Genomic DNA, 22,621 nt, shown 5'->3' with positions numbered 1-22,621 from the left:
GACCGGGGTCCACACCGCCGAGGCCGCGCACCGGCGGTGCCGCCGGCGGCTTCAGCGTAGGTGATCGAATCCGTGACCCGATAGTTCACCACTGTCGAATTATGCTGTGACACAAGCACAACCACCGTTTCACCAGAGAGATTCCCAATTCCGCGCCAATTACCGCTCACCTGCGGTGATGGTCGGTCCGCAGGCCATCGTCGCCGGTCGCGAGCTCGGGCAGGCGGTTTCGTGTGATCGATTACACATCGCTGTGTGGCGCAACGACGATCGGGCGCGCCGGTGAAAATCCGGTCGGTGCCGACAACCGCCGCGTCTTCTGACAGAATTTGCCGCCGGAAGGGGGTATCACCTGTGTCGAGAGCCACTGCAACCAGCGCTTCGCCGGGCTTGCTGAACGACCACGGCGGGCCCGCACCGGAACTCGAGCAACTCATCGCCACGGTGCGCGTCGGCGCCGGGTCCGCCCCGGGCGTCGCCGATCAGCTGGCGAGCGCGGCCGTGGCCTTCCGGCGGCCGCTGCGGATTCAGGTGACCGGCCGGGCCGGCGCCGGGAAATCGACGCTGTTGCGGGCGTTGGCCCTGATGTCGGCGGAGGAGACCGCGCCGGTGGATCAGCCGGGCGTGCCGGATCCGGTGCTCGACGCCGATCTCGTCGTCTACGTGCTGGCGGGTTCGCTGCAGGCCGCCGATCGTCGCGTCCTCGAATCCCTGCGGCCCGAAACCACGATGGTCGTACTCAACAAGGCCGATGCCGTGGGCTCGCGCTGGGGCGATGCGGTGGTGGCCGCCGATCAGGCGGCGCACGTGCTGGGTGTTCCGGTGGCGCCGATGGTCGCCGAACTGGCCGTGCGCACCCGCGCCGGCACACCGAGCGACGACGATCTGCGCACGCTGCGCCGCCACGCGGCCGGTGGCGGCGCGGCGCTCACGCTCTCCCCGGAACTGTTCGTCGACCAATCGGCCGGGCCCGATGTGGCCGATCGCCGGGCGCTGCTGGAGCGCTGGGGCCTGCACGGGGTGAGCTGCGCCCTGGCCGCACTGCGTCATGAGCCGGAGTTGGGACCGCAGCAATTGCTGCAACTGCTGCATGCCGTGAGTGGGATCGATCCCGTGCACGCGCGCCTGCACCAGCGCTACGAGCAGCTCGCGGCCTTGCGCGGCGGTGATCTGCTCGACGATCTGGCTCGCATCGCCGCGCGCGCGATCCCACAGGGTGACGGTGGGCGCGCCCGCGACCTGATCGAGGACTACCTGGCCGGTGACGAGGCGCTGTGGACCGCGCTGCAGGCCGGACTGGCTCGCCCGGAGGTCCGTCATCTCGCGGCCGGATATCCGTCGGCGACACCGGCCGACGCCGACGACGCGCTGGTTCGCGCGCAACGCTGGCGCGCGGTGGCCGCCAGCGATATGCCGGCCGCCGCTCGCCGCGCCGCGATCCGGCTGCACAACGGATATATGCGGATGTGGGAGCGGATGAGTAGTGCCGGACTGTGAGGTACCCGGATCGCCGGCCGAGCTGAACAGTCGGCGGGCGGGCGGGGTGGATCCCGAGGTGCTGGCCGTCGTCGAGCGATGGAATCCGCAGGGCGGCGCGCTGCTGCGCGCGGTTCCCGCCGAACCGGGCCCGAATCCCGTCGCGCCGAACGGAGTCGCGGCGACACATGCGGAAGTCATTGCGACACAACCGGTGTCGGTGACGGTCATCGGTCCCGACGACGCCAACACCACCCTGCTGCGTACCGAACTGTCCCGCTTCGAACCGCGCGTAGCGCTCACCGATCCGGTCACCGACCCGGCAACCCTGGTCGCCGCCACCGATTTCGGCCCCGGCAGCGGACCGCCGGTGGCGCTCGTGCTGGTGGACCCCGGCGCCGCCGTCGGCGCCGCACTGCTCGATCCGGTCGCCCGCCTGCGGGCGGTGGGAACGCGAATGCTGTTCGCCATGAACGGCATTCACGCCCATCCCGACTGGCGTTCGGTACTGGATCGCGATACCGCCATGCTGGCCCGAGCGCTCGGCGCCGAGCCCGAGATTCTTCCGGTCTCGGCGCGCCTGGCCGTGGCCGCGCGCGGCAGCGGCGACGCCGCGCTCCTGGACCGCTCCGGCTTGGCCGCCCTGCATGCCCAGCTCAGCGCCGCCGTCGGGGCCCGGGTCGGCCCCGAGCGACTGGCCGAGGTCACCGCTCGGGTGCTCGCCGACACCCGCGCCCGGGTGCTGAGCCAGATCGAGGCGCTGCGCTCGGGCAGCGCGGTCGCCGCCCTGCGCGCCGAACGTACCGCCGCGCTGGCCGGACGCGACGGTGGCCGCGCCCAGGCCCTGGGCGCCCTGCGTAATCGGCTGCAGTTGGCCCGGGTCGATCTGACGCACGAGGTCGGCGCCCGCGTCCGCACCGTGAACGCCACCGCCCGTGCCGATCTGGACCGCCTCGACCGCCGCTCGGTGCGCGGCTATCCCGATCTGTTGCAGGCGGCGGTGAATCAGGCCACCGCCGAACTCGACGGCGTGGTCCGTCACCGCCTGGCCGAACTCGCCCGCCAGCTCGAGGCCGTGGCGGGGTCGGAACCACAGCCCACGCTCGCCTCACCGCCGGCTCCGCCGACCGATCCCGCACCCCGGGTCGGGCCCGATCCGGAGCGCCGCCACCGCGGCGTCGAGGATCGGCTGATGATCGCCCTGGGCGCATCGGCGGGTTTCGGCCTCGGCCGGTTGATCGTTGCGCCGTTGTCGCTGGTGCCGGCGTTGGATTACGCCACCGTGCCGGTCACCCTGGCCCTCGGCGCGGGCGTGGCGTGGTGGGTGGTGGGGGCCCGGGGACATCTGGCCGATCGGGCACATCTGCGGCAATGGGTGACCGATGTGCTGGTCAATGTGAAGGCCCAGCTGGAGCAGCGGGTGGCGACGGCCCTGGTGGAGGCCGAGTCCGAGCTGACCGAACAGGTGGTGCGCGCGAGCACCGCCCGCATGGTCGAGGCCGATCGCCGGGTCGCGGAGCTGGAGGGGCAACTGCGCCGCGCGGCCGCCGAACAGCCTGCTCGAGTGGCCGCATGCGAACGCGATCTGGCGATCCTGCGGGCCGCGGTCGCCGGGTGATCCGGCCCGGTCGCGGTTTGCCGGTTCCGCACAGCTGCGGTCCTGGTGAGGTGGGAAGGTTTCGACCGGGTCCCGAGTGAGCAACCCCATTCCGTACCGACCGTCACATCGCGTTAACCTCTTTACTTAAGGAATCCGGGTGTCCGTCTCGTTCTCGTACGCCGCCCAGCCGGGGCGTGCTGTCGGCGAGCCGGGCGGATGTCCACAGCCAACGGCGGCCTTCCTGGTGTTGAAAGCTGTTTTCGGCAGCTCTCTGGCCCGCCGCTCATCTCAGGAGAGTTTTCATGACCTCAGCGACCATTCCTGGTCTTCACGGATCCGATGGCACCGCGCCGACCAAGCACGCCGGACTGCTCGCCTGGGTGCAGGAGGTCGCAGAGCTCACCCAGCCGGAGCGGGTCGTCTGGGCCGACGGTTCCGATGAGGAATGGGACCGGCTGACCGATCGACTGGTCGCGGCCGGCACCTTCCAGAAGCTCAACGAGCACAAGAAGCCGAATTCCTTCCTCGCGCTGTCGGACCCCTCCGACGTCGCCCGCGTCGAGTCGCGCACCTTCATCTGTTCGCGCACCGAGGCCGACGCCGGCCCGACCAACAACTGGGTCGACCCGAACGAGATGCGCGCCACCATGACCGAGCTGTACCGCGGCAGCATGAAGGGCCGCACCATGTACGTGGTGCCCTTCTGCATGGGCCCGCTGGGCGCCGCGGACCCGAAGCTCGGCGTCGAGCTCACCGACTCCGAATACGTCGTGGTGTCGATGCGCGTGATGACCCGCATGGGCAAGGCCGCGCTGGAGAAGCTGGGCACCGATCGCCCGTTCGTGAAGGCGCTGCATTCGGTCGGTGCGCCTTTGACGGGCGACGTGGCAGATGTCCCCTGGCCGTGCAACGACACCAAGTACATCACCCACTTCCCCGAGGACCGCGAGATCTGGTCCTACGGTTCGGGCTACGGCGGCAACGCGCTGCTGGGCAAGAAGTGCTACTCGCTGCGCATCGCCTCGGCGATGGCGCACGACGAGGGCTGGCTGGCCGAGCACATGCTGATCCTCAAGCTCATCTCCCCGGAGAACAAGAACTACTACGTCGCCGCCGCGTTCCCGAGCGCCTGCGGTAAGACGAACCTGGCGATGCTGCAGCCGACCGTTCCGGGCTGGCGCGCGGAGACCCTGGGTGACGACATCGCGTGGATGCGCTTCGGCGAGGACGGCCGCCTGTACGCGGTGAACCCGGAGTTCGGCTTCTTCGGCGTCGCCCCCGGCACCAACCACAAGTCGAACCCGAATGCGATGGCCACGCTCGAGGCCGGCAACACCGTCTACACCAACGTCGCGCTGACCGACGACCGCGACGTCTGGTGGGAGGGACTCGAGGGCGAGCCCGACCACCTGATCGACTGGAAGGGTAACGACTGGTACCTGCGCGAGACCGAAACGCTTGCCGCGCATCCGAACTCGCGCTACTGCACGCCGATGTCGCAGTGCCCGACCCTCGCCCCGGAGTGGGACGACCCGCAGGGCGTGCCGATTTCGGCGATCCTGTTCGGCGGCCGCCGCAAGACCACGATCCCGCTGGTGACCGAGTCCTTCGACTGGCAGCACGGCGTATTCATGGGCGCCACAATGTCTTCCGAGCAGACCGCCGCCGCCGAGGGCAAGGTCGGCAACGTGCGCCGCGATCCGATGGCCATGCTGCCGTTCATGGGCTACCACGTCGGTGACTACATGAACCACTGGATCAACCTGGGCAAGAACGCCGACGCCGCCAAGTTGCCGAAGATCTTCTACGTCAACTGGTTCCGCCGCGGCGACGACGGCCGCTTCCTGTGGCCGGGCTTCGGCGAGAACTCCCGCGTGCTGGAGTGGATCGTCAACCGGATCGAGGGCAAGGCCGAGGCCGAGGCCACCGCGATCGGCAATGTGCCCACCGCCGGCGACCTGGACCTCGAGGGTCTGGACGTGGACCCGGCCGACGTCGACGCCTCGCTGAAGGTCGACCTCGACGAGTGGCGCAAGGAGATCCCGCTGATCGAGGAGTGGTTCGAATTCGTCGGCGACAAGCTGCCCTCGGGCGTGCGTGACGAATTCGAGGCGCTCAAGCAACGCCTGGGCTAGTCGGACGACGCCGTTCACCGAACGACGAAAGCGAGCCGCCCGCACCGTCTTTGCGACGGGGCGGGCGGCTCGTCATTTCCGCGGTTCCGCGTGCGGAATGGCGCGCTTGTCCTATTCTGATTGTGTTCTGCATCTCACGAATACTCCCCGTGGTTGCGGGGAATTAACTACTCGGCTGAACTGACTGCTTGCAGGTGCTCGTGGATTCCGTTGTCTGGCCGACCGGTCGGGGTATGTGGGAGGTGGGTGTAGGCATGACAGAACTCGGGTTCGATGCTGTCTCGGGATTAGCCGGCGCGCGGTGGGCCGATCCGGACGCGGACTTCACGCCGACGGCGGCGAGTACGCCGCTGCAGCGTGCCGCGGCCCGCTTGCAGGCCGTACTCCCCCCTGGATGGCAGGTCGACATCGACCTCGCCGCGCCGCGCCCGCACGAAAATCCGCAGCCGGTGCTGCGAGTTCGCTTGTCCGAGAATTGATTCGGCGCACAGTCCCTGGCGTCACGTACTGCGCGCAGCGGACATCCCGGACCGATCGCCCAGCCGGGAGGCGCGAAATCCTACCTCGCGGTTCGCTTTTCGCAAAACGCACTATTGCGTTTCCTGTGATTGCAGAGCATGCTTAGAGCAACATTGCCGGACGATTTTACAGATGCAATCGCAGGGGAGTCCGAATCATGGCGGTGCACGTGGTCGGCCGATCGCTGATGACCAGTGATCAGACCCCACATCAGGCAAGGTCCGTCGGTACCGGGGGCTGGGTGGTGTCCTTTCTGCCCGGCCGGACCTTGACGCTCGAACAGGCGACGGCGGCGCTGCAGGCGGCCGAGGCGGTGGCGGCGGTCCGCTCACTCGCCGACCGCGTCGGCCTGACCCCGCTGGAAACCGTCGGCCTGGCCATGCAGGAGCCGCCGTGGAGCGAACCGGCGCGGCGCACCCGTCGGCGAGGATGGCTGGAGTAGATCGGCCCGCGTAGATCCGGATGCGGCTCAGCGGAGGGGTTTGGTCGCGACGACGACCAGATTGCTGACCAGTAGTTCCCGCATGCCCGGTATGCGCGTCACCCACCACGCCCAGCGCGGGTGGTAGCGGGGGAAAGCGGCGAGGATCCGGGCCCGGCCGCCGGTTTCGCGAGCCCATCGCAGCCCGTCGGCGGCGCTGACGGCGAACAGGGAGCTGCCGAAGCGGTTCTTGGGCTGCTTTCCGGTGCGGCGGGTGTAGCGCCGGGCCGCGAACTCACCGCCGAGGTAGTGCCACGGACCGGTCTCGTGCCCGCCGAACGGTCCGAGCCACACCGTGTAGGACAGCACCATCAGACCGCCCGGTTTGGTGATCCGCAGCATCTCGTCGGCCATGACCCAGGGCTGCGGCACATGTTCGGCGACATTCGAGGAAAGACAGATGTCGACGGCGTCGTCGCGGATGGGGAGCGCCATTCCGGATCCGCGGACCGCGCCGGCGACGGTGAGCCCGGCGGCGTGCATTTCGGTCGGATCGGGTTCGATCGGCAGATAGCGCGCGCCCGCCGCCGCGAATTCGTCCGCGAAGTAGCCGGGGCCCCCGCCCACGTCGACGATCACGGTGCCGCTGAGGTCCCGGCCGGTCAGATCGCGATAGAAATCGGCGATCAGGTCGGCGGTATCGGCGGCGATCCCGCCGTAGAACCGCGCCGGATCGGTTTGTTCGAAGCGGAAACTGCCCAACAGGCGCAGTGAACGGCGAAGGGTGGCCCGGCGCGCGAAGCGGGGACGCGGTCCGGTTGCGTCGGATCGAAGCATGGCCGCGCCAGTCTATGCGGCCACCGCAGCGACCCGGAACGGCCGTCGGCGGCTATGGTGGACCCCACTGTCGTCCGACGTGAACGATCTGGAGAACTGCCGTGCCCGAAATCGGCCCTCGCGAGCGCGCTGCCGTGGCGCAGCTCTGTGGGCCCGGCGGCGGCGAGAACGAGGCCCACCCGAGTGCTGACGTGCGGGAAGTCCTGCTGCTGTGCTGGCGCGATACGGGACATCCGCAGGGCGGCGGGAGCGAGCGGTATCTCGAGCAGGTGGGTGCGCAGTTGGCGGCGCGCGGGGTGAAGGTGACGCTGCGGACCGCGCACTATCCGGGCGCGCCGCGCCGGGAGCGTATCGACGGCATCGAGATCAGCCGGGCCGGCGGGCGCTTCACCGTCTATCCGCGCGCGCTGGCCGCCATCGCGGCCGGGCGGCTGGGCTTCGGCCCGCTGCGCGGAGTGCGGCCGGACGCGGTGATCGACACCCAGAACGGCATTCCGTTCTTCGCCCGGACGGTCTCCGGGGCGCCCTCGGTGGTCCTGGTGCACCACGGCCATCGGGAGCAGTGGCCGGTGGCGGGTCGTGTGGTCGGGCGGATCGGCTGGTGGATCGAATCGCGACTGTCCCCGCGGGTCCATCGGCGCGACCAATATCTGACCGTATCGCTGCCCTCCGCGGAGGAGCTCGCCTCGCTCGGGGTCGATGCGACGCGAATCGCGGTGGTGCGCAACGGTGCCGAACCCGTACCCGCGCAAGCGCCGACCGGTGGCGAATCGACCCGCACCCCGTATCCGAGCATCGTCGTGCTGTCGAGGCTGGTGCCGCACAAGCAGATCGAGGACGCGCTCGACGTCGTCGCGGGTCTGCGTGACCGCCTGCCCGGTCTGCGCCTCGACGTGATCGGCGACGGCTGGTGGGCCGACAATCTGAAAGACCGCGCGCATCGCTCGGGTATCGCCGACGCGGTGGAATTCCACGGCTTCGTCGACGAAGCGCGCAAGCACGAATTGCTTTCCCGCGCTTGGGTTCAGGTGCTGCCCTCCCGCAAGGAAGGGTGGGGTCTCGCGGTGATCGAGGCCGCGCAGCACGGCGTCCCGACCATCGGCTACCGCAGTTCACGGGGGCTCACCGACTCCATCGTCGACGGCGTGACCGGGGTGCTGGTGGACGACTCCAGCCAGCTCATCGAGACCGTCGGGGAACTGCTCGCCGACTCCGAGGCGCGAATTGTCATGGGGGAGAAGGCTCGTACGCGAGCTCGCGAGTTCTCCTGGGAGCAGACGGGTACCGGAGTCGGTGAGGTCCTGGCCGCTGCCGCCCGGGGGCGGTTCATCTCGGGGCTGGTGACGGGACGTGCGACGGTGGCCGCTGCGACGTCGGCGCCGCTGCGAGACGACCGCGTCGCGCCGACTCTGCGCTGATCAGCGGACGATATCTGCCGGCCGACGGCACGCCTGTCGATCCGTGTGGATCATCTCCTCCGTCGCCTGTCGGCCGGCGCCGCGACGAGGCCGGCCAGGAGCAGAGCGGCCCAGAGCGCGTGCGCGGCGATGGCTACGGTGCGGTCGGTGGCGGTGGCCCTGGCCACGTCCCGTGCGCCCGGTACGCGGTACAGCGTCAGATCGGCGTCGGAGTACACCGGCTGTAGCGCGCCCAGCGTGGTCTTCGCATCGCCGACCGCTCCCGGCGTGCGATGTTCGACGAGAATCCACCCGACGCCGTGGGCGGCGAGGTCGGCGGGTGCCGCTCCCCGGAGCAGAAGGTTTTCCACTCGCTGGGCCCGTGCCCCCTCGCCCGCCACCACTCGGCCCCGGACCGGCAGCACCCCTGTCTGCAGAACATCCGACCGCAGCATGCGCGGCGCCGGATCCAGCACCGGCACCCGTCCGCTGTAGGGGAAGACGCGGAACATCCCCGCGGGCGATACGGCGACGTCACCGGGACCGTCGACCACCGCGGCGACCCGCTGCCACGCCGGCGGGTAGTGCACCGGTCGCAGTGCTCCGCCCACTCCCCACGCCAGGTCGGGAAGGGTGAGGATCAGCGCGGCGATGAACAGCAGAGCGGTAAGCGGTTGCGCGGCAACAGGTTCGGCCTGCACCGGCTCGCCACCAGCGTTCGACGGTCGGTCCGCATCCGCCGCTCGTGGTGACGGCGTTGCCGACGGGCTGCTCGTATTCGTCTGGTCCGCTTGTGGCGCAGTCTGTTTCGCGATCTGCGTGCTGTGTCGGCGGCCGAGTGCGGCGAGGGCGCGACAGCCCGCCGCCGCGCACAGGGCGTACGCGGGCATGGCAAGGGCGACGTATTTCTGGGTGTCGCGCAGCAGTCCGGCGCCGGGGATGCGCGCGATCAGGGATTCGCCGATGGCGAGCCCCCACCCCGTAGCCCCCAGGGCCGGCAGCAGGATGCAGACGGCGGCCAGTACCAGCAACATCCGCCGGGGATAACGCGTGGATCGTTCACCCCGGGCTGCCACCGCGCGCACGCCCGAGACGACGATCGCCAGCAGGACGAGAGTCGACAACACCGCGAAAAGCGTTGTCCGGGAGCCGGGTACCGCCTCGCCGTTCCAGATCCCACCCAGTCCGGCCAGGCTCCCCAGCGTGCCGAGCCCCGGTTCGGCCCGCGCGGCGAAGGCCGCCACCCCCGTCGGATCGGACGGTTCGGCCCCGCTACCGGACAGTGCGGTAGCCACCAGCCACGGACTGGCGCTCACCAGCCACAGCGCCACCGCGCCGAGGACATTGCGCCGGCCCACCGTGAGAATCGCCAGCACGCCCGCCAGCAGCGAACCGGTCGGGGTCAAACCCGCCGCGGCGAGGACGCCACCCAGCATCGACCACGGCGCGGCGGCGGCCGGTAGCCCCCGACGGGGCCGGTGATCGTCGGTGGTCCGCTCCGCTCCCTCACCGGCCGGCTCCCGGGCGCCGCCGGTCCGTATCCGTTGTCCGAGGACGACGGTCCAGGGCAGTGCCGCGTATCCGGCCAGCAGGCTCCAATGTCCCTGCAGCAGCCGTTCGGCGACATAGGGATTCCAGATCGCGACCGTCGCGGCGACGAGCCGGGGAGCCAGGGAGACTCCCAGCAGGGTGTGCGCGAGCCGGGCCGCACCCCATCCGGCGGCCGTGAGTGCCAGCACCAGGATGGCCTTGACGACGATCCCGCCGTCCACCACCACCGACAGTGCCGCGAGCAATCCGTCCTGTGGCACGGCCCGCGGCGCCGCGTCACCCAGGCCCAGTGCCGCGTCGGTCGGATACGACCGGGGCGTGCTCACGCCGTCGCGCAGCAGCAGATAACCCGGCCCCAGCAGCGGCCCGACCACGATCAGGGCGAGCGCCAGGCTGTAGGCCACGGGAACGATCCGAGCCCACCTCGGCGCGGCGGCCGCAGGCAGCTGCGAGCTTCTGGTGTCGTCGCCGTGTTCTCGAGCCCCGGTCACGCTGAGTCACCCTACGTCGGCCGCAATGCCGGCGACGGTCGCCCGTCCGGTGCTCCTGAACTCGCACGCCGATCTGGCGCAGCAACGTCACGTCGTCGAATACCGCACGAGCCCGAGCGATCTTCCCCTCGCGGATCGTGTACAGGCCGAGCTGGGTGTACTCCACCGGCCGGTGGGTCGCCGGGACGCCGCGCAATTCCGCGGAATGGGTGCCGCGGATCGTGATGTGGGCCCAGACCCGGTCGTCCTCGGCGATCAGCTCGTCCACGGTGAAGGTGGCATCGGGAAGCGCGCGGAAGTAGTCGAGCAGGAACGCGCGGTAGTCCTGCACGGTGAAATCGGCGCGACCGGTGCGGGCGGCGAGGGTCGGGAAGGTGCAATCCGGCGTGAAGCTGTCCCAGATTGCCGCCAGATCCCTGGTCGCGGCGTCGCCGACCTTCATGAATCGGCGAATGACATCCTTGTTCGCTTCGATCGACATATCCAACCCTCACATTGAGACCGTATCGTTGATACTAAAGATATGGTCTCAGTGAGATGGTGTCAACGCGGCGAGATGAGGGGTTGTTCATGGATCGATGCGCCGAATGCGGTTTCGAGTACCGGCCGGCCGAGTCGCCGCAGGCCGCGGGCGCGATCGTCGCGGGCGTCACCGAGCTGGCGGCGACGCTGAACGACTGCCCCGACGCGGAGCGTCGCCGCCTTCCGCAGCTGTGGTCGCCGCTCGAGTACGGCTGTCACGTCCGCGACGTCCTGCTCGTGCAGCGGGAACGCATCCTGCTGGCGCGCCGCACCGACCGCCCGGCCCTGCTCACCATGGGCCGCGACGAACGTGCCGATCACGACGGCTACGCCGACCAGGATCCCGCCGACGTGGCGCAGGAACTGCTCGTGTCGGCGCGACTGCTCGCGAATGTGCTCGACCGCCTCGCCGAGGACGACTGGGACCGCCGCGTTCTGTACAACTACCCCGATCGCGTCGAGCGCGAACTGCGCTGGGTGGCGGTCCACACCGTCCACGAGGTCCGCCACCATCTGCTCGACGTGCGGCGCCAGCTGGCGGACGAGGACTGAAAACAGCCGCCCGACGGCGTACCGCGGGCCTCGGCTGTTCCGGGCGGGGACGAGGTGGGAGCATGGCGGGATGCCTGCCCTGCGCCGTCTACCCGTGGTCGCGGATATGACCCTGGTGACCGCTGGGGCCATGACCGCGAATATCGCCGGCTATCTGCTGCAACTGCTGGCCGGGCGCTGGCTGGGCGTGGCCGGCTACAGCGCCTTCGCGAGCCTGCTGGCCGTGCAGTTGCTGGCCGCGGTGCCGGCGTTGGCCCTGCAGAATGTGGTCGCACGGGAGCTGGTGCGCGGCGCCGCGGTGGCGACGGTGCGCGGTTTGACCCGGCGCTGCGCGCTGATCGTGGCGGTTGTCGCACTCGCGCTCATACCCCTCGTCGCGGTGCTGCTGCACGTGCCGGCACCCGCCGCGGGCGGGGCGCTGATCGCGGCGCCGGTGCTGGTACTGCTCTCCGGGGAGCAGGGCATTCTGCAGGGAACGAACCGATTCCGTTCGCTCGCCATCGTTCTCGGTGGTTCGGCGATCGCCCGGGTAGCTCCGGCGCTGATCGCGCTGGCCGTCGGGGCGGGTGCCGCTGCCGCGCTCTGGGGCGCTGCCCTCGGCCTGCTGGTGGCCACCGTTGCGGCGAACCGGATCGCGCGACTCGCACTCTCGGCGAGGGATGCCGGCTCGCCCCCGTTGCCGCCGGACGCGGCCGAAGTCGCGGAGGCTCCGGTCGCCGGCGAGGCCTGGGGAACCGGTGCGCGGGCCGGGGCGGTGCGGGCCGCCGGCGTGGGCGCGGTCCTGCGCGCCGCACAGGTTCAAGCCGCGTTGATGGCGCTCTCGTCCGCGGATCTGATCGTCGCCCGCATCGTGCTCGACGAGGCGGACGCCAGCCGCTACGCCCTCGGTGCGATCGCCACCAAGATCGCTTTCTGGCTGCCGCAGGCCGTCGGCGTCGTGCTGTATCCGCGGATGGCGCAACCGCAGCATTCCGTGCGTGCGCTGCGTTCCGCGCTCGGCGTGCTGGGGGCGGTCGGGCTGGTCGCCGTGGCGGGTGCGGCCGTGCTGGCGCCGCTGGCCCCGTTGTTCGCCGGGCGCGACTACGCGCCGATCCAGGATCTGCTGTGGCTGTTCGCGCTCGCCGGCGCGCTGTTGGCGGTGCTGCAGGGAGCCCTGCTGTCGGCCATCGCCGCCGACCGCACGGCGCCGGCCGTCGTGATCTGGATCGGATTGGCGGTCGAAGTGGGCGTCGCCGTGCCGTTCGTGCGCAGCCTGCCCGTGTTGATCGCGCTGGCCACCGGAGTCGCCGCGACGGTCACCGCGCTGGTGGTCGCCGTCGTGATCCGGACCGTACGCCGCGACCCGCGCGCTGCCACCGATGTTGCTGTGGGAGAACGGCTTTCGCCGTTGTCGGCCGAGTGACATCGGGGTCGGCGCGGCTTATGCGTCCGATTCCGTGACGTCCTCGGCGGTGATGTCCTCGGCCGCGCGCTGGTACGCCTCGGCCGCGCGCGCGAAATAGTCGAACAGCAATTCCCGCTGTTCGGGGGTGTAGCCGCGCACGATCTCGCCGATCCGGCGGCGCGCGGGGGCCAGGGCGCTGTCCAGGCCGGCGGGCCGGTCCACCGGTTCGACGATGACCTTGCGCCGGTCGACCGGATCGGGCGCCCGGCGCACGTAACCGCCCTGTTCCAGGCGATCGATCAGGCGGGTGGTGGGTCCGGTGGTGAGCCCGGTGCGGGCACCGAGTTCGCCGGGCGTCATCGCCCCGCTCAATTCCAGGATGTTCAGCGCGTAGAGGTCGGTGGCCCCGAGCCCGACCGCTTTCGCTCCCGCTTGGGCATGCAGCACCACCGAACTCAGATAGCGCCGAAAGACCTCGCTGTCGCGGCTTGCTGTTGACACCAGGCGCACCTCTCTCATAATCTCTTCCTCAACAAAGAGACTTCTTCAAAGAAGAAAAATCTTCTAAGCAGAGAATATCACGAGAGGGAACGCTCATGACCGCCACCGACACCACTGCCATCCGCGCCCTCATCGAGCGCAGCCGGGACGCGTGGAATCGCGGTGACGGCGCCGCCTACGGGGCGTGTTTCACCGCCGACGCCACCGACGTCACCTACCTGGGCAGCGTCTACCACGGCGGGTCCGAGATCGGCAGCGCGCATCAGGCGCTGTTCGACAGCTTCCTGAAGGGCACCCGGCTCACCGTCGACATCGTCGAGATCCGCCACTACGGCAGCGATACCGCCGTGGTCGTCACTCGCGGCGAATCGGCCAAGGGGCAGGCGAAGAAACTGGGCAAACTCGCCACCTACACGGTGGTCCGCGAATCCGACGGCCGGTGGCGGATCGCGGCGGTGCAGAAGACCCAGCGCAAAACCCTGATGGAGGCCCTGACCTTCCGCCTGCAGCCCGCCGCTCGGCCGGCCGCACGGTAGCGCCCGGAATACGACAGTGGCTCCCCGGTCCGACAACCGGGGAGCCACTGTGCGAGCGGAAGCCTAGCGGTTCTTACTGATGTCGATCTGCTGCGTCGGAGCCTCCGAGAACGCCTGCCCCGGCTTGTCGCTCGGCGGGGTGGTCTGCGGCTTCTTGACCAGACGGCCCGGCTTCGAGGTGCCGTCGCCACCGCGCAGGCCCAGGATCAGGCCGGCGATCAGCGAGATCGCGCCCAGCACACCGAAGATGATCGGCAGCGTGCGGCCGTAGAGCGACAGCTGATCCATGTACTTGCGGGCCTCGTCGATCTGCGAGCGGATGGTGTCGGGATCGAAGGTCAGCGTGGTGTTGATCGCGGTGACCTCGGGCTTGTCGGCACTGCGCGCGTAGTACTGATGCAGCTGTTCGGAGCCGTTGATGACGGTGCCTGTCTGCGGCTCCACATACACGTCACGTGTGTTGGTGTAGTAGCGGTTCATCGTGATGTCGCCGTCGCCCGGGACGCCCCACTTCGCGGCCGGGAAGGTGAGCCGGTTGGTCGGCGAGGAGGTGACCTTCGACAGATCGGTGGCCGGCACCTGCTGGTGGAAGTGGTAGACCTTCAGATCGTTGATCTCGGTCTCCTCCACGAACTTCATATCGAACGACTTGCGGGCGTTGATGTCGAAGTACGGGTAGGTCGTCTTCTCGGTTCCGAGTGGGAAGCGGTACTGGAGACCGGTGTGCTGCACGGGATCCGCGACGCTGTTGCCCTTGCTGTCGACGGTGGTGGCGATCGAGCCGTTGGGGTCGTCGTCGATCGGCTGGCCGGTCTTGCGGTTGATGGTGACGCGGTCGATGATCGCCGACAGCAGGCCGGTGTCGCCCGTCTTGTCCTTGCGGCGCAGCGTCTGACCGGCCTGGATGGTCATGTTGGTCTTGCCGGACGGTTCCTCGACGGTGAGGAAGCGCTGCGAGATGAGCCCGACGTTCTTGTCGACCACCGCCGGGCCCTCGCCCGTGAGGAGCGTTTTCGAATCCAGCACCTCGCTCGGGGCGTCGGGTTTGTTGGATGCGATGGTGGTGATCTCGAGGTCGAGGGGAGTTTTGGCCAATTGGCTCACTCCATACGTCGGGACCAGTATCGCTGCGACGATCAACAGCGCACCGAGTCCCACGAGCAGGCAGGCCACCGTCCTCTTGGTACCGGCACTGAGTGCCATGCAAACTCTCCTCGTCGTCGAACAAGCCTCGTCCGGGTGCGCTCATAACCGGGTGCGGTCATAACACAAGCACTCGTGAGCCCCGACACTAACAGTCCGGCACCTTAACCTGGCGAGCTGAGTGCGGAAAACACTCCGAAAAAGTACGAGTGTCCGGCGAGTCGCGGTTCGAGTCCGCGGGCGCGGGGAGCCGCACGAGGCGCCGGCGAACCCGGCAGGGCACACTGGATCGCGATGACCGCAACGCCAGAAATCGCCACATCCAGCACCGACGTGCCGGTTGCCGCGGCGTCGCGTCCCGCTCCGCCGGTTCCCGGAAGCCGGAGATTCGTTCCCGCGCTGGAGGGGTTGCGCGGACTGGCCGCCCTCGGCGTGGTGCTGACGCACGTGGCCTTCCAGACCGGCGCCACCGCGACGCCGGTGATCGGGCGGGTGTGGGAACGGTTCGACATGGCCGTCGCCGTATTCTTCGGTCTCTCCGGTTTCCTGCTGTGGCGCCCGCACGCCGCAGCGGCCCGCGGCCTGGGCACCGCCCCTCGGGCCGGGCGCTATCTGCTGCACCGGGCCGCTCGCATCCTGCCGGCCTACTGGGTCGTGGTCTGCGTGGCGCTCACTTTGCTGCCGTCGGCGGCACATTCGGCCGGGCTGCGGGTATGGGGGGCGAATCTGATCCTGGTGCAGGTGTTCGTTCCGCTGACCCTGACCGACGGTCTCACCCAGATGTGGAGTCTGTCGGTGGAGGTGGCGTTCTATCTGATGCTGCCGCTGCTGGCCTGGGCGCTGGTCCGGTTGCGCGGCGCGGCGGCACGGCAGCGGGTGTTCGCGGTGACCGCGATGGGACTGCTGTGCCTGGGCTGGAATTTCCTGCCGGTGCCGACCCCGGACGCCATCCACGCCGACAATTGGCTGCCCGGATATCTGCCGTGGTTCGCGGCCGGCATGGTGCTGGCCGAACTGGCCGAGGTCCTGGCCGCGCGGTCCCGCAGCGGGGATGTGACCCCGCGCTGGCAACGCCCGCTCGGCGACCGCCGGCTGATGTGGTCGGTCGCCGCGGTCGCGTTCGCGCTGTCGGCGACCGATCTGGCCGGTCCCGCCGGACTGGCCCGCGCCGCGGCGTGGCAGTACGCGATGAAAATGGGTCTAGGGGCCTTGATCTGTTTCGGCCTGCTCGCCCCGCTCGTGGTCGGTGTCGCCCGGCACCGCTTTCTGGAGAGCCGCCTGGCGCTGACGATCGGACGCTGGTCCTACGGCATCTTCATCTGGCATCTGGTGGTGCTGGCGATGATGTTCCCGATCTTCGGATTCATCCCGTTCAACGGCGGGTTCCTGCATGTGCTGGCATTGACGGTCGCCTTCACGATGCCGTTGGCCGCCGCGAGTTACGCGCTGGTCGAAGAACCGGTGCGGCAGTGGGTCAAACGCCGGTTCGGTTAGTGGAACGCGCCCGCCGGATCGGTGCGCGCGCGGGCAGTGCGGCGACGCCCACCGCGACCACCGCCACCAGCGCCGGGAACTGCGTCCACAGCGAGCCACCCATATAGGCCTCGGCCGAACGCCACGGTCCGGTCGAGAGCGCGGCTTCACCCAGAATCGTTCCGGCCCCGGCGAGGACCGCGAGAACGAGCGGCGCCTTCGGCAGCAGCCGCACCGCAACCAAACCTGCGGCAGCGCAGAGTGTTCCGATCGGACCGGAGATGAGGAACGCGGCGATCGACACACCGGCCGCACCCAGCCACCAACTGTTCCAGGTCCGAGGTGGTGGGTCGTAGGTCGTCGCGGGTTCGCCGTCCGCAGGTGCGGGCGACTCGGCCGCCGACAGGACTGGGGCGCCGGGTGTTCTGCCTGCTGCGGGGAGCGGCGTAGTCCCGTCGGCCGGCAGTTCGGCCGCGTGGCGACCATCGCCGTTGTGCCACAACCGTTTACGCAGTCGTCTCGGAACCGGCAGAGCCAACAGTGCCAGCGGGATCAGCAACAGCAATCCGCCGAAGATGGCCAGGCGATACCAGCGGTCGATCGGGAACCCCACCGTCACCGGGCCGTGCGCATCGGCGGGAATCACCCACCCCTGCTTCCACCCGTCGACCACGACGGGCCGCAACGGGTGGCCGTCCCCGGTGTGCGCGGTCCAGCCGACATTGGTACTGAGTGGCAGGACCAGCAGGCGATCGCCGGCCGGCGCATCGATGCCGGCCGGGCGACCCGCGTCTTCGGGCGACCCCGGAGCGAGGGATTCGGGCGAGGCGGAGCCGTCGGCCGCGAAAGCCGTGTTGTCCAAGCGCAGTTCGTCGACGGAGAACAGTTCCGTCGGGGCGACCGTGACGTCGACGGAACCGGCGGGGAGGTCGACCGTCCCCGGGGCGCCGCCGTCGCCGGGCACGCACACGGTGGCGGACACCGGCTTTCCCGTGAGCAACGCATCGGCCGTCGCCGTCACGCTGGTGTGCAATACCCGCCCGGCGACCGCGATGGTCGGGCCGTGGTCACAGTCGACGGTCACCGGCCGATCGCCGGGGGCGGGCGCGGGGTAGTCCGGTCCGAGTACCGACACCTCCGCCAGGCCCGGCGGTTGCTCCTGGGTGAGCCCGAGGGCGGTCCGGTCCAGCACCGGCTTCCAGGTATCGATGCTGAGCTCGATGTGGTCGGTGACGTACGGATGCAACTCCAGCCGCACCGGAGTCGGCGGCGCCGACATCGGGGCGGGGGTGTCGGTCGACTTGGGCTCCGGGGCGGGCGCGTTGCGCGGCGGTGTGGCGGTCGGCGAGGTTCGGCCCGGTGAGTCGGCCGTCGCCTCCGGATCGCGTCCCTTCGGCGCGGGCGGAACCTCGCGAACCTGCGGCCCGTCCCCGAGATTGACCGCGATCGAGGTCGGTCGCGCGGGCAGTGCGCCCATCGGCGGGGTGACCTCGAGGCCGGTCACCAGTTCCGGTCGCGGCAGCTGAATCGTCAGTGTCGGTTTGGCGCCGGTGCGATTGCGCACGGTGTCCTCGGGCGCGATCCAGCTGGTGCGCGGATCGCCGTCGGTCGCCGCGAAGGCCGAACCGCGCAGATCGCCCACGTCGGCCTTGCCGCGGGCGATGGGCCGCTCCGGATCGGTCAGCAAGCCTTCCAGTGCGGGGCCCTGTCGCGTGCGCAGAGTCAGTCGCGGTGCGACCGTCATCGGGTCCGGCACACCGAGAGTGCGTTCGAAGGCGCCCGGCTCCTCGGCGGGCAGCGCGAGGCCCTTACTGCAGCGCACCCGATCCGGCGCATCGAAACATCCGCTGCGGCCGGGGAATTCCTGTCCCAGATTCCAGCCGCGCACCGGCGTTCCGGCCGGAACGGGCGGTAGCACCGTGTGGTGGCGAATCGTCACGGGCGTGGGCGCGTCCCGGTTCGAATAGTCGAACAGCTGAACTTCGCTGATGCCGAATTGCCCACCGCCGGTGCCGTTCTCGGTGCGGGTCGCGGTAATGGTGAGCCAGTCGGTACGGCCAGGCGGCAACGAAACCGACACCGGCGCACCGGGTTCCGATATCCGTGCGGCCACCGTGCCGTTGGCGGTGCGCACCTCGATCCACTTCACCGGGTCGCCGATCGCGGCGGGGCTCGTGGTCACCTGCAGTGCACCGGCTTCGATGGGATGGTCGAGGTCGAGTCGCAGCCATTGCCCGACAGCGTGTTCGGCGCTGGTGCTCAACCACGCGGTGCTCGGATCCCCGTCGAAGGCGGCGGCGGTCGAACTGCCGGGCGCCGCTCCGCCGAGCTGCGTGGCATCGGCCGCGGAACTGGATGCCGTGACGGCCGCGCCGGACCACTGTCCCTGCACCGGCTGCGCGCCGGGCACCGGGTAGTCGGGTACCAGATTGTGGGTGCGGCGGGCGTCGGTGGGCGCGCGCAGCGCCGAATTGTGGTTGTCCACGCGTCCGAAATCGGCCTCCCGATCCATCGGGGTATCGGTGATCGTGGTCGCGACCGGAGTCAGTCCGGCGCGTGCGGCATCGGCGGCCAGCAGTGCGGGACCGTTCGCGTCGGAGTCGTTGCGACGCAGCCGTTCCAGCACTTCCGGCCCGCCCTGTACCACCGGAACCGAAGGCAGCGGCACCGTCCGTGCCCCCGGGAAACTCGCCGGAGCGCCGGGACCACTGCGAATCTCGGCAGGGTCACCGCGGTCGCCGGCGCTCACCCGGTAGATCTCGATCGCCGGATACGTGGGGCGCAGATCACCGTCGGCGACCAGACCGTCACCGTGGCCCACCTCGATCGGGTTGCCGAATTCGGCGACCTTGGTGATGCCGGGCGAACCTTCGATCGCCGCGTGCGCCAGCATCGGCCGGGTGGAGCGGGAGGTATCGGGGTCGAGATCGTTGCGCAGCACCAGAATTCCGATGCCCTGATCGATCAGTGTCGGTGCGAGCCCGGTCGAGGGCCGGCCGTCGGCGATCAGCCGCTGCACCGAATCCATCGCCCGGATCGCGCCCGGCGGCGTGAGCGGCACGGCATCACGCACCGCCCACGGCGTGCGGGCCAGGGCCTGTAGTGGTTCGTCGCGGGTCAGGCCCCAGATCTGACTGCCGAACGGTGCTCCGGGCACCACCAGCGCCCGGGTGTCGGAAGCGTTGCGCGCCAACCAGTCCGCGGTCTGCTGCCAGTACGCCGGCACCTTGTCGTAGGCGCCGCGCGGGGCGAGTTTGCCGGTCCATGCCAACGAGGTCGACAGCGCCAGCGCCGCCAGCAGCAGCGCCGCCACCGCGACCATGCGGTTGCGCTCGGGATGGGCGAAGGCGCTGCGCCACAGGGGCATCGGCACCGAGGCGGGCAGCGGCACCCGCCGCAGCAGATGGGCGAGCCCGATCACCAGCGGGATCCGGATCAGTGGTTCCAGCTTGTGCACATTGCGCAGCGGGGCGCCGCCGGAATCCAGGAAGATCCGCACCGATTCGGCGAACGGGCCGCCCAGCTGTCCGGCATATCCGGCGCAGATGCCGACCAGGCCGGCGATCAGGACGAGCGTGAACCGCCCGCGCGCCGGCATGGAACGCAGCGCCAGCCCGGCCATTCCGGCCGCCGCCAGCACGCCCGTCGCCAGCACCGCCGCGGGCTGGGTGACCAGCACCGCACCCGCGATCCGCTCCGGTGAGACGTACGGCGTCCAGCTGTCGGTGCCGCGCAACACCTCACCCAGCGACGCCCACTGGGTGGTCACGCCGGAGGATTCGATGTAGTCCAGGAACGGCGGACTCACCTTGCCCAGCACCAGCAGCGGCACCACCCACCACAAGGTGCCCAGGATCAGCAGCGGAATCCAGGCCCGGGTGAACCGCCACCAGGTCCGATTCGGGCGATACGACGCCCACCACAGTGCCGCGGGCAGGAAGGCGGCCACCGTCGCGACCGCGTTGACCGACCCCATCAGCGCCAACGCGAGGGCGCTCGCCGCCGGTGAGGTCGCACCCCGCATCGAGACCGATTCGGCGGTCGGCCGGTGCGGTAGCAGTCGCCGCCACCCGGACCGGGCGGCATGGATGCGCGGCATCCCGACCACACCCAGGGCCGCCGGTGCGAGCAGCACCCAGGGAGCCAGCATCATCGGCAGGGTTTCCGAGGAGATGGATCCGAGCGTGGTCAACACCCGCGGCGACAGCGCGAACGCGACCGCCGCGATCACCCGGGAACCGCGGGTGCCGATGCCCAGCACCTCGCACAGCCGGACGATGCCCCAGAAGCCGGCGAGGATCAGCAGCGCCCACCAGATCCGCTGCGTCACCCACGCCGGAAGGCCCAGCACATGGCCCAGCGAGAAGAAGGCGCCGTGCGGGAAGAAATATCCGTAGGCCTGGTTCTGCACCTGGCCCATCGGCGCCTGACTGCTCCACAGATGGGCGGCACGCTGCAGGAATCCGACCGGATTCTGGGCGAGGTCGTATTTGGTGTCGGCGACGGTGTTACCGGGCGCCTGCAGAAAGGTCAGCAGGAAGGCGACGAGAACGGTACCGGCGAACCAACGCCGGCCCAATGGTGCGCCGGCCGAGGAGAGAGAGTCGGCGGAAGAGGCAGCGGCGGGCGCAGCGTCAGCGCGCGCCGTACTCAACGTTGTTCAGCAGCGACGACGACGCGTCGCCACTGCGATCCACCTCGGGTCGCGTATTCTGCGCTGTCGCCGTCACGACAATGAACACCGCGATCACACCGAGCAGCGCTCCGGCGACGGCGCTCGCAACCCCCGGGACGGCAAACTTCATCGCGTACTCCCAACATCGACACAGGCGTCTTGCGAGCCAACCTACAACATGGACGCGCCCCGAGAGACACGCAGCACGGCAACCCGCCGGGCGAACGGTTCTCGAGCGGCCTTCCGAGCAGCTGCGATCAGCTCGGCTGGTCCGGTACCGGGCAGGCCAGCCCGTTCAACAGGGTGCGCAGTTTCGCGGTCGTCTCGTCGAGTTCGGTGCGCGGGTCGGAGGCCGCCACGATGCCGCCGCCACCGTAGGCCTGCACGGTGCGTCCGTCCGCGGACACGTCGGCGCACCGGATCGCGACCACCCATTCGCCGTCGCCGCGCGCATCGCACCAGCCGACCGCACCGCCGTAGAAGCCGCGCGGCTCCTCGTACTCGGTGATGGTCCGCAGGGCGAGGCCGGTGGGGGTGCCACAGACCGCGGGCGTGGGATGCAGCAGCAGGGCCAGATCGAGCGCGGTGGTGGCGGGGTCGCGCAGGCGTCCGGTGATGGGTGTGGCCAGATGCCAGACCTCGGCGGTGTTGATCAGCTCGGGGCCGTCCGGGATCGCGAGTTCGGCGCACACGGGGGTGAGTCGTTCCCGGATCCACTCGATGACGAAGGCGTGTTCGTCGCGATTCTTGGTACTGGACAACAACTCCCGCGACCGTTCGGCATCGACGGTGGGATCGGCGTGCCGGGGCAGCGTTCCGGCCAGCGGACGCAGCGTGACGGTGTCACCGTGCCGGGCGACCAGCACCTCCGGTGTGGCGCCGACCAGGTGCGCGCCGGTCCGGCCGGCGGGCGTCAGATCGACGGCGAAGACGTTGGCCTGAGGATGGCGTACCAGCAGGTGCGCGGCGACCACCTCGGGCTCGAGCGGCTGGTCCGCCTCGGCGATCAGCGAGCGCGCGGCGACCACCTTGCGCAGCGGCTGCGCCGGATCCGACAGCTGCTCCACCAGTTTCGTCACCCGGGCCACATGCTCTGCCGGACTGGGAATCTCCGCGACGACCCGGACCTCGGGCAGGGGCGGAACGGCGGCCGGACGCCACGGGCCCGCACTGTGCTGGGCCTGCTGCGGCTCACACAGCGCGGCCGCATCGCCCGGGTCGAACGGGATCGCGCCGACGATCAGTTCCGCCGCACCGTCACGCAGGGCCGTCGCTGCCCGCCGCGCATCGTCGAATGCGCGCCGGATGCCGGTCGTACGGACCACGCCCCCCGGTTGTGCGAGCAGAAAGCCGTCCATAGTTTCCCGACGATAGTCGTGTGCGGAAGCGGCGGCGCCCGGGTAGCGAC

At 69.9% G+C, this 22,621-nt stretch carries 18 protein-coding genes; 10 read left to right on the top strand and 8 right to left on the bottom strand.

The features are described 5' to 3' along the window. Positions 1–354 precede the first annotated feature (354 nt). From A5789_RS10100 to A5789_RS10080, 5 genes are all read left to right on the top strand, one after another. On the top strand, positions 355–1,497 hold the full coding sequence (locus tag A5789_RS10100) for a hypothetical protein (protein ID WP_227462681.1): 1,143 nt from the start codon (positions 355–357) through the stop codon (positions 1,495–1,497). Further along, positions 1,484–3,094 carry a hypothetical protein gene (locus A5789_RS10095; protein WP_082940600.1) on the top strand — a complete coding sequence of 537 codons (1,611 nt, stop codon included), beginning with the start codon at positions 1,484–1,486 and terminating at the stop codon, positions 3,092–3,094. Before A5789_RS10100 ends, A5789_RS10095 begins: the two co-directional genes overlap by 14 nt. 284 nt (positions 3,095–3,378) lie before the next feature. Continuing rightward, a complete protein-coding gene (locus A5789_RS10090) occupies positions 3,379–5,211 on the top strand; it encodes a phosphoenolpyruvate carboxykinase (GTP) (protein WP_064906192.1) in 1,833 nt (610 codons plus the stop codon). Positions 5,212–5,465: 254 nt separating this feature from the next. Further along, entirely contained in the window at positions 5,466–5,690 is a 225-nt protein-coding gene (locus A5789_RS10085; protein WP_064906194.1) for a hypothetical protein, read from the top strand. A 197-nt stretch (positions 5,691–5,887) separates the two neighbouring features. Continuing rightward, positions 5,888–6,172: a hypothetical protein gene (locus A5789_RS10080; protein ID WP_030514228.1), complete on the top strand. Its 285-nt coding sequence runs from the start codon at positions 5,888–5,890 to the stop codon at positions 6,170–6,172. 27 nt (positions 6,173–6,199) lie between these two features. Here the strand turns inward: A5789_RS10080 and A5789_RS10075 are convergent, their stop codons facing one another. Then, positions 6,200–6,988 carry a bifunctional 2-polyprenyl-6-hydroxyphenol methylase/3-demethylubiquinol 3-O-methyltransferase UbiG gene (locus A5789_RS10075; RefSeq protein ID WP_064906196.1) on the bottom strand — a complete coding sequence of 263 codons (789 nt, stop codon included), beginning with the start codon at positions 6,986–6,988 and terminating at the stop codon, positions 6,200–6,202. A gap of 191 nt (positions 6,989–7,179) precedes the next feature. Between A5789_RS10075 and A5789_RS10070 the strand changes: the two genes are divergently transcribed. After that, the gene (locus A5789_RS10070) at positions 7,180–8,406 is read left to right on the top strand and encodes a glycosyltransferase family 4 protein (protein WP_082940604.1); all 1,227 of its coding nucleotides are present in this window, start codon (positions 7,180–7,182) and stop codon (positions 8,404–8,406) included. 50 nt (positions 8,407–8,456) lie between these two features. On the opposite strand, the gene A5789_RS10065 is transcribed toward A5789_RS10070, so the two are convergent. Further along, positions 8,457–10,310: a hypothetical protein gene (locus A5789_RS10065; protein WP_369817574.1), complete on the bottom strand. Its 1,854-nt coding sequence runs from the start codon at positions 10,308–10,310 to the stop codon at positions 8,457–8,459. Then, on the bottom strand, positions 10,213–10,869 hold the full coding sequence (locus A5789_RS37720; protein ID WP_228793152.1) for an ester cyclase: 657 nt from the start codon (positions 10,867–10,869) through the stop codon (positions 10,213–10,215). Before A5789_RS37720 ends, A5789_RS10065 begins: the two co-directional genes overlap by 98 nt. Positions 10,870–10,997: 128 nt before the next feature. On the opposite strand from A5789_RS37720, the gene A5789_RS10055 reads away from it, so the two are divergent. Together A5789_RS10055 and A5789_RS10050 are read left to right on the top strand one after the other, a co-directional pair. Then, the gene (locus tag A5789_RS10055) at positions 10,998–11,501 is read left to right on the top strand and encodes a DinB family protein (protein ID WP_064906231.1); all 504 of its coding nucleotides are present in this window, start codon (positions 10,998–11,000) and stop codon (positions 11,499–11,501) included. 70 nt (positions 11,502–11,571) lie between these two features. Next, on the top strand, positions 11,572–12,903 hold the full coding sequence (locus A5789_RS10050) for a hypothetical protein (protein WP_064906200.1): 1,332 nt from the start codon (positions 11,572–11,574) through the stop codon (positions 12,901–12,903). Between the two features lie 18 nt (positions 12,904–12,921). Here A5789_RS10050 and A5789_RS10045 read toward each other — a convergent pair whose 3' ends face one another. Then, positions 12,922–13,386, bottom strand: coding sequence for a MarR family winged helix-turn-helix transcriptional regulator (locus tag A5789_RS10045; protein WP_064906233.1), 465 nt, complete (start codon positions 13,384–13,386; stop codon positions 12,922–12,924). A gap of 95 nt (positions 13,387–13,481) precedes the next feature. Between A5789_RS10045 and A5789_RS10040 the strand changes: the two genes are divergently transcribed. Further along, positions 13,482–13,922: an SgcJ/EcaC family oxidoreductase gene (locus A5789_RS10040; RefSeq protein WP_063011458.1), complete on the top strand. Its 441-nt coding sequence runs from the start codon at positions 13,482–13,484 to the stop codon at positions 13,920–13,922. A 63-nt stretch (positions 13,923–13,985) separates the two neighbouring features. Here A5789_RS10040 and A5789_RS10035 read toward each other — a convergent pair whose 3' ends face one another. Continuing rightward, positions 13,986–15,125 (bottom strand): DUF3068 domain-containing protein, encoded by a 1,140-nt coding sequence (locus tag A5789_RS10035; protein WP_064906202.1) that lies wholly within the window; start codon positions 15,123–15,125, stop codon positions 13,986–13,988. Positions 15,126–15,359: 234 nt separating this feature from the next. Between A5789_RS10035 and A5789_RS10030 the strand changes: the two genes are divergently transcribed. Then, positions 15,360–16,559 (top strand): acyltransferase, encoded by a 1,200-nt coding sequence (locus A5789_RS10030; RefSeq protein ID WP_082940597.1) that lies wholly within the window; start codon positions 15,360–15,362, stop codon positions 16,557–16,559. Here A5789_RS10030 and A5789_RS10025 read toward each other — a convergent pair. The 3 genes from A5789_RS10025 to A5789_RS10020 all read right to left on the bottom strand — a co-directional run bounded on the left by A5789_RS10025 (position 16,540) and on the right by A5789_RS10020 (position 22,571). Next, positions 16,540–21,192 carry an alpha-(1->3)-arabinofuranosyltransferase gene (locus A5789_RS10025; protein WP_193615449.1) on the bottom strand — a complete coding sequence of 1,551 codons (4,653 nt, stop codon included), beginning with the start codon at positions 21,190–21,192 and terminating at the stop codon, positions 16,540–16,542. The two genes, A5789_RS10030 and A5789_RS10025, sit on opposite strands and share 20 nt — an antisense overlap. Next, positions 21,173–21,343 (bottom strand): DUF2613 domain-containing protein, encoded by a 171-nt coding sequence (locus A5789_RS35420; protein WP_082940596.1) that lies wholly within the window; start codon positions 21,341–21,343, stop codon positions 21,173–21,175. Before A5789_RS35420 ends, A5789_RS10025 begins: the two co-directional genes overlap by 20 nt. Positions 21,344–21,470: 127 nt before the next feature. Beyond that, positions 21,471–22,571 carry an isochorismate synthase MenF gene (locus tag A5789_RS10020; RefSeq protein WP_064906205.1) on the bottom strand — a complete coding sequence of 367 codons (1,101 nt, stop codon included), beginning with the start codon at positions 22,569–22,571 and terminating at the stop codon, positions 21,471–21,473. Between the last annotated feature and the right edge of the window lie 50 nt (positions 22,572–22,621).

The sequence above is a fragment of the Nocardia sp. 852002-51101_SCH5132738 genome, assembly GCF_001665695.1.
GTDB classification, from domain to species: domain Bacteria; phylum Actinomycetota; class Actinomycetes; order Mycobacteriales; family Mycobacteriaceae; genus Nocardia; species Nocardia nova.
Note: the sequence above shows the minus strand (reverse complement) of the source record. Positions and strands in the feature narration are given on the sequence as shown.

Coding starts and splice junctions, on each gene's coding strand:
- A5789_RS10090 (WP_064906192.1), top strand. CDS start 3,379: ATGACCTCAGCGACCATTCCTGGTCTTCACGGATCCGATGGCACCGCG.
- A5789_RS10085 (WP_064906194.1), top strand. CDS start 5,466: ATGACAGAACTCGGGTTCGATGCTGTCTCGGGATTAGCCGGCGCGCGG.
- A5789_RS10080 (WP_030514228.1), top strand. CDS start 5,888: ATGGCGGTGCACGTGGTCGGCCGATCGCTGATGACCAGTGATCAGACC.
- A5789_RS10075 (WP_064906196.1), bottom strand. CDS start 6,988: ATGCTTCGATCCGACGCAACCGGACCGCGTCCCCGCTTCGCGCGCCGG.
- A5789_RS37720 (WP_228793152.1), bottom strand. CDS start 10,869: ATGAAGGTCGGCGACGCCGCGACCAGGGATCTGGCGGCAATCTGGGAC.
- A5789_RS10055 (WP_064906231.1), top strand. CDS start 10,998: ATGGATCGATGCGCCGAATGCGGTTTCGAGTACCGGCCGGCCGAGTCG.
- A5789_RS10050 (WP_064906200.1), top strand. CDS start 11,572: ATGCCTGCCCTGCGCCGTCTACCCGTGGTCGCGGATATGACCCTGGTG.
- A5789_RS10040 (WP_063011458.1), top strand. CDS start 13,482: ATGACCGCCACCGACACCACTGCCATCCGCGCCCTCATCGAGCGCAGC.
- A5789_RS10035 (WP_064906202.1), bottom strand. CDS start 15,125: ATGGCACTCAGTGCCGGTACCAAGAGGACGGTGGCCTGCCTGCTCGTG.
- A5789_RS10030 (WP_082940597.1), top strand. CDS start 15,360: ATGACCGCAACGCCAGAAATCGCCACATCCAGCACCGACGTGCCGGTT.
- A5789_RS35420 (WP_082940596.1), bottom strand. CDS start 21,343: ATGAAGTTTGCCGTCCCGGGGGTTGCGAGCGCCGTCGCCGGAGCGCTG.
- A5789_RS10020 (WP_064906205.1), bottom strand. CDS start 22,571: ATGGACGGCTTTCTGCTCGCACAACCGGGGGGCGTGGTCCGTACGACC.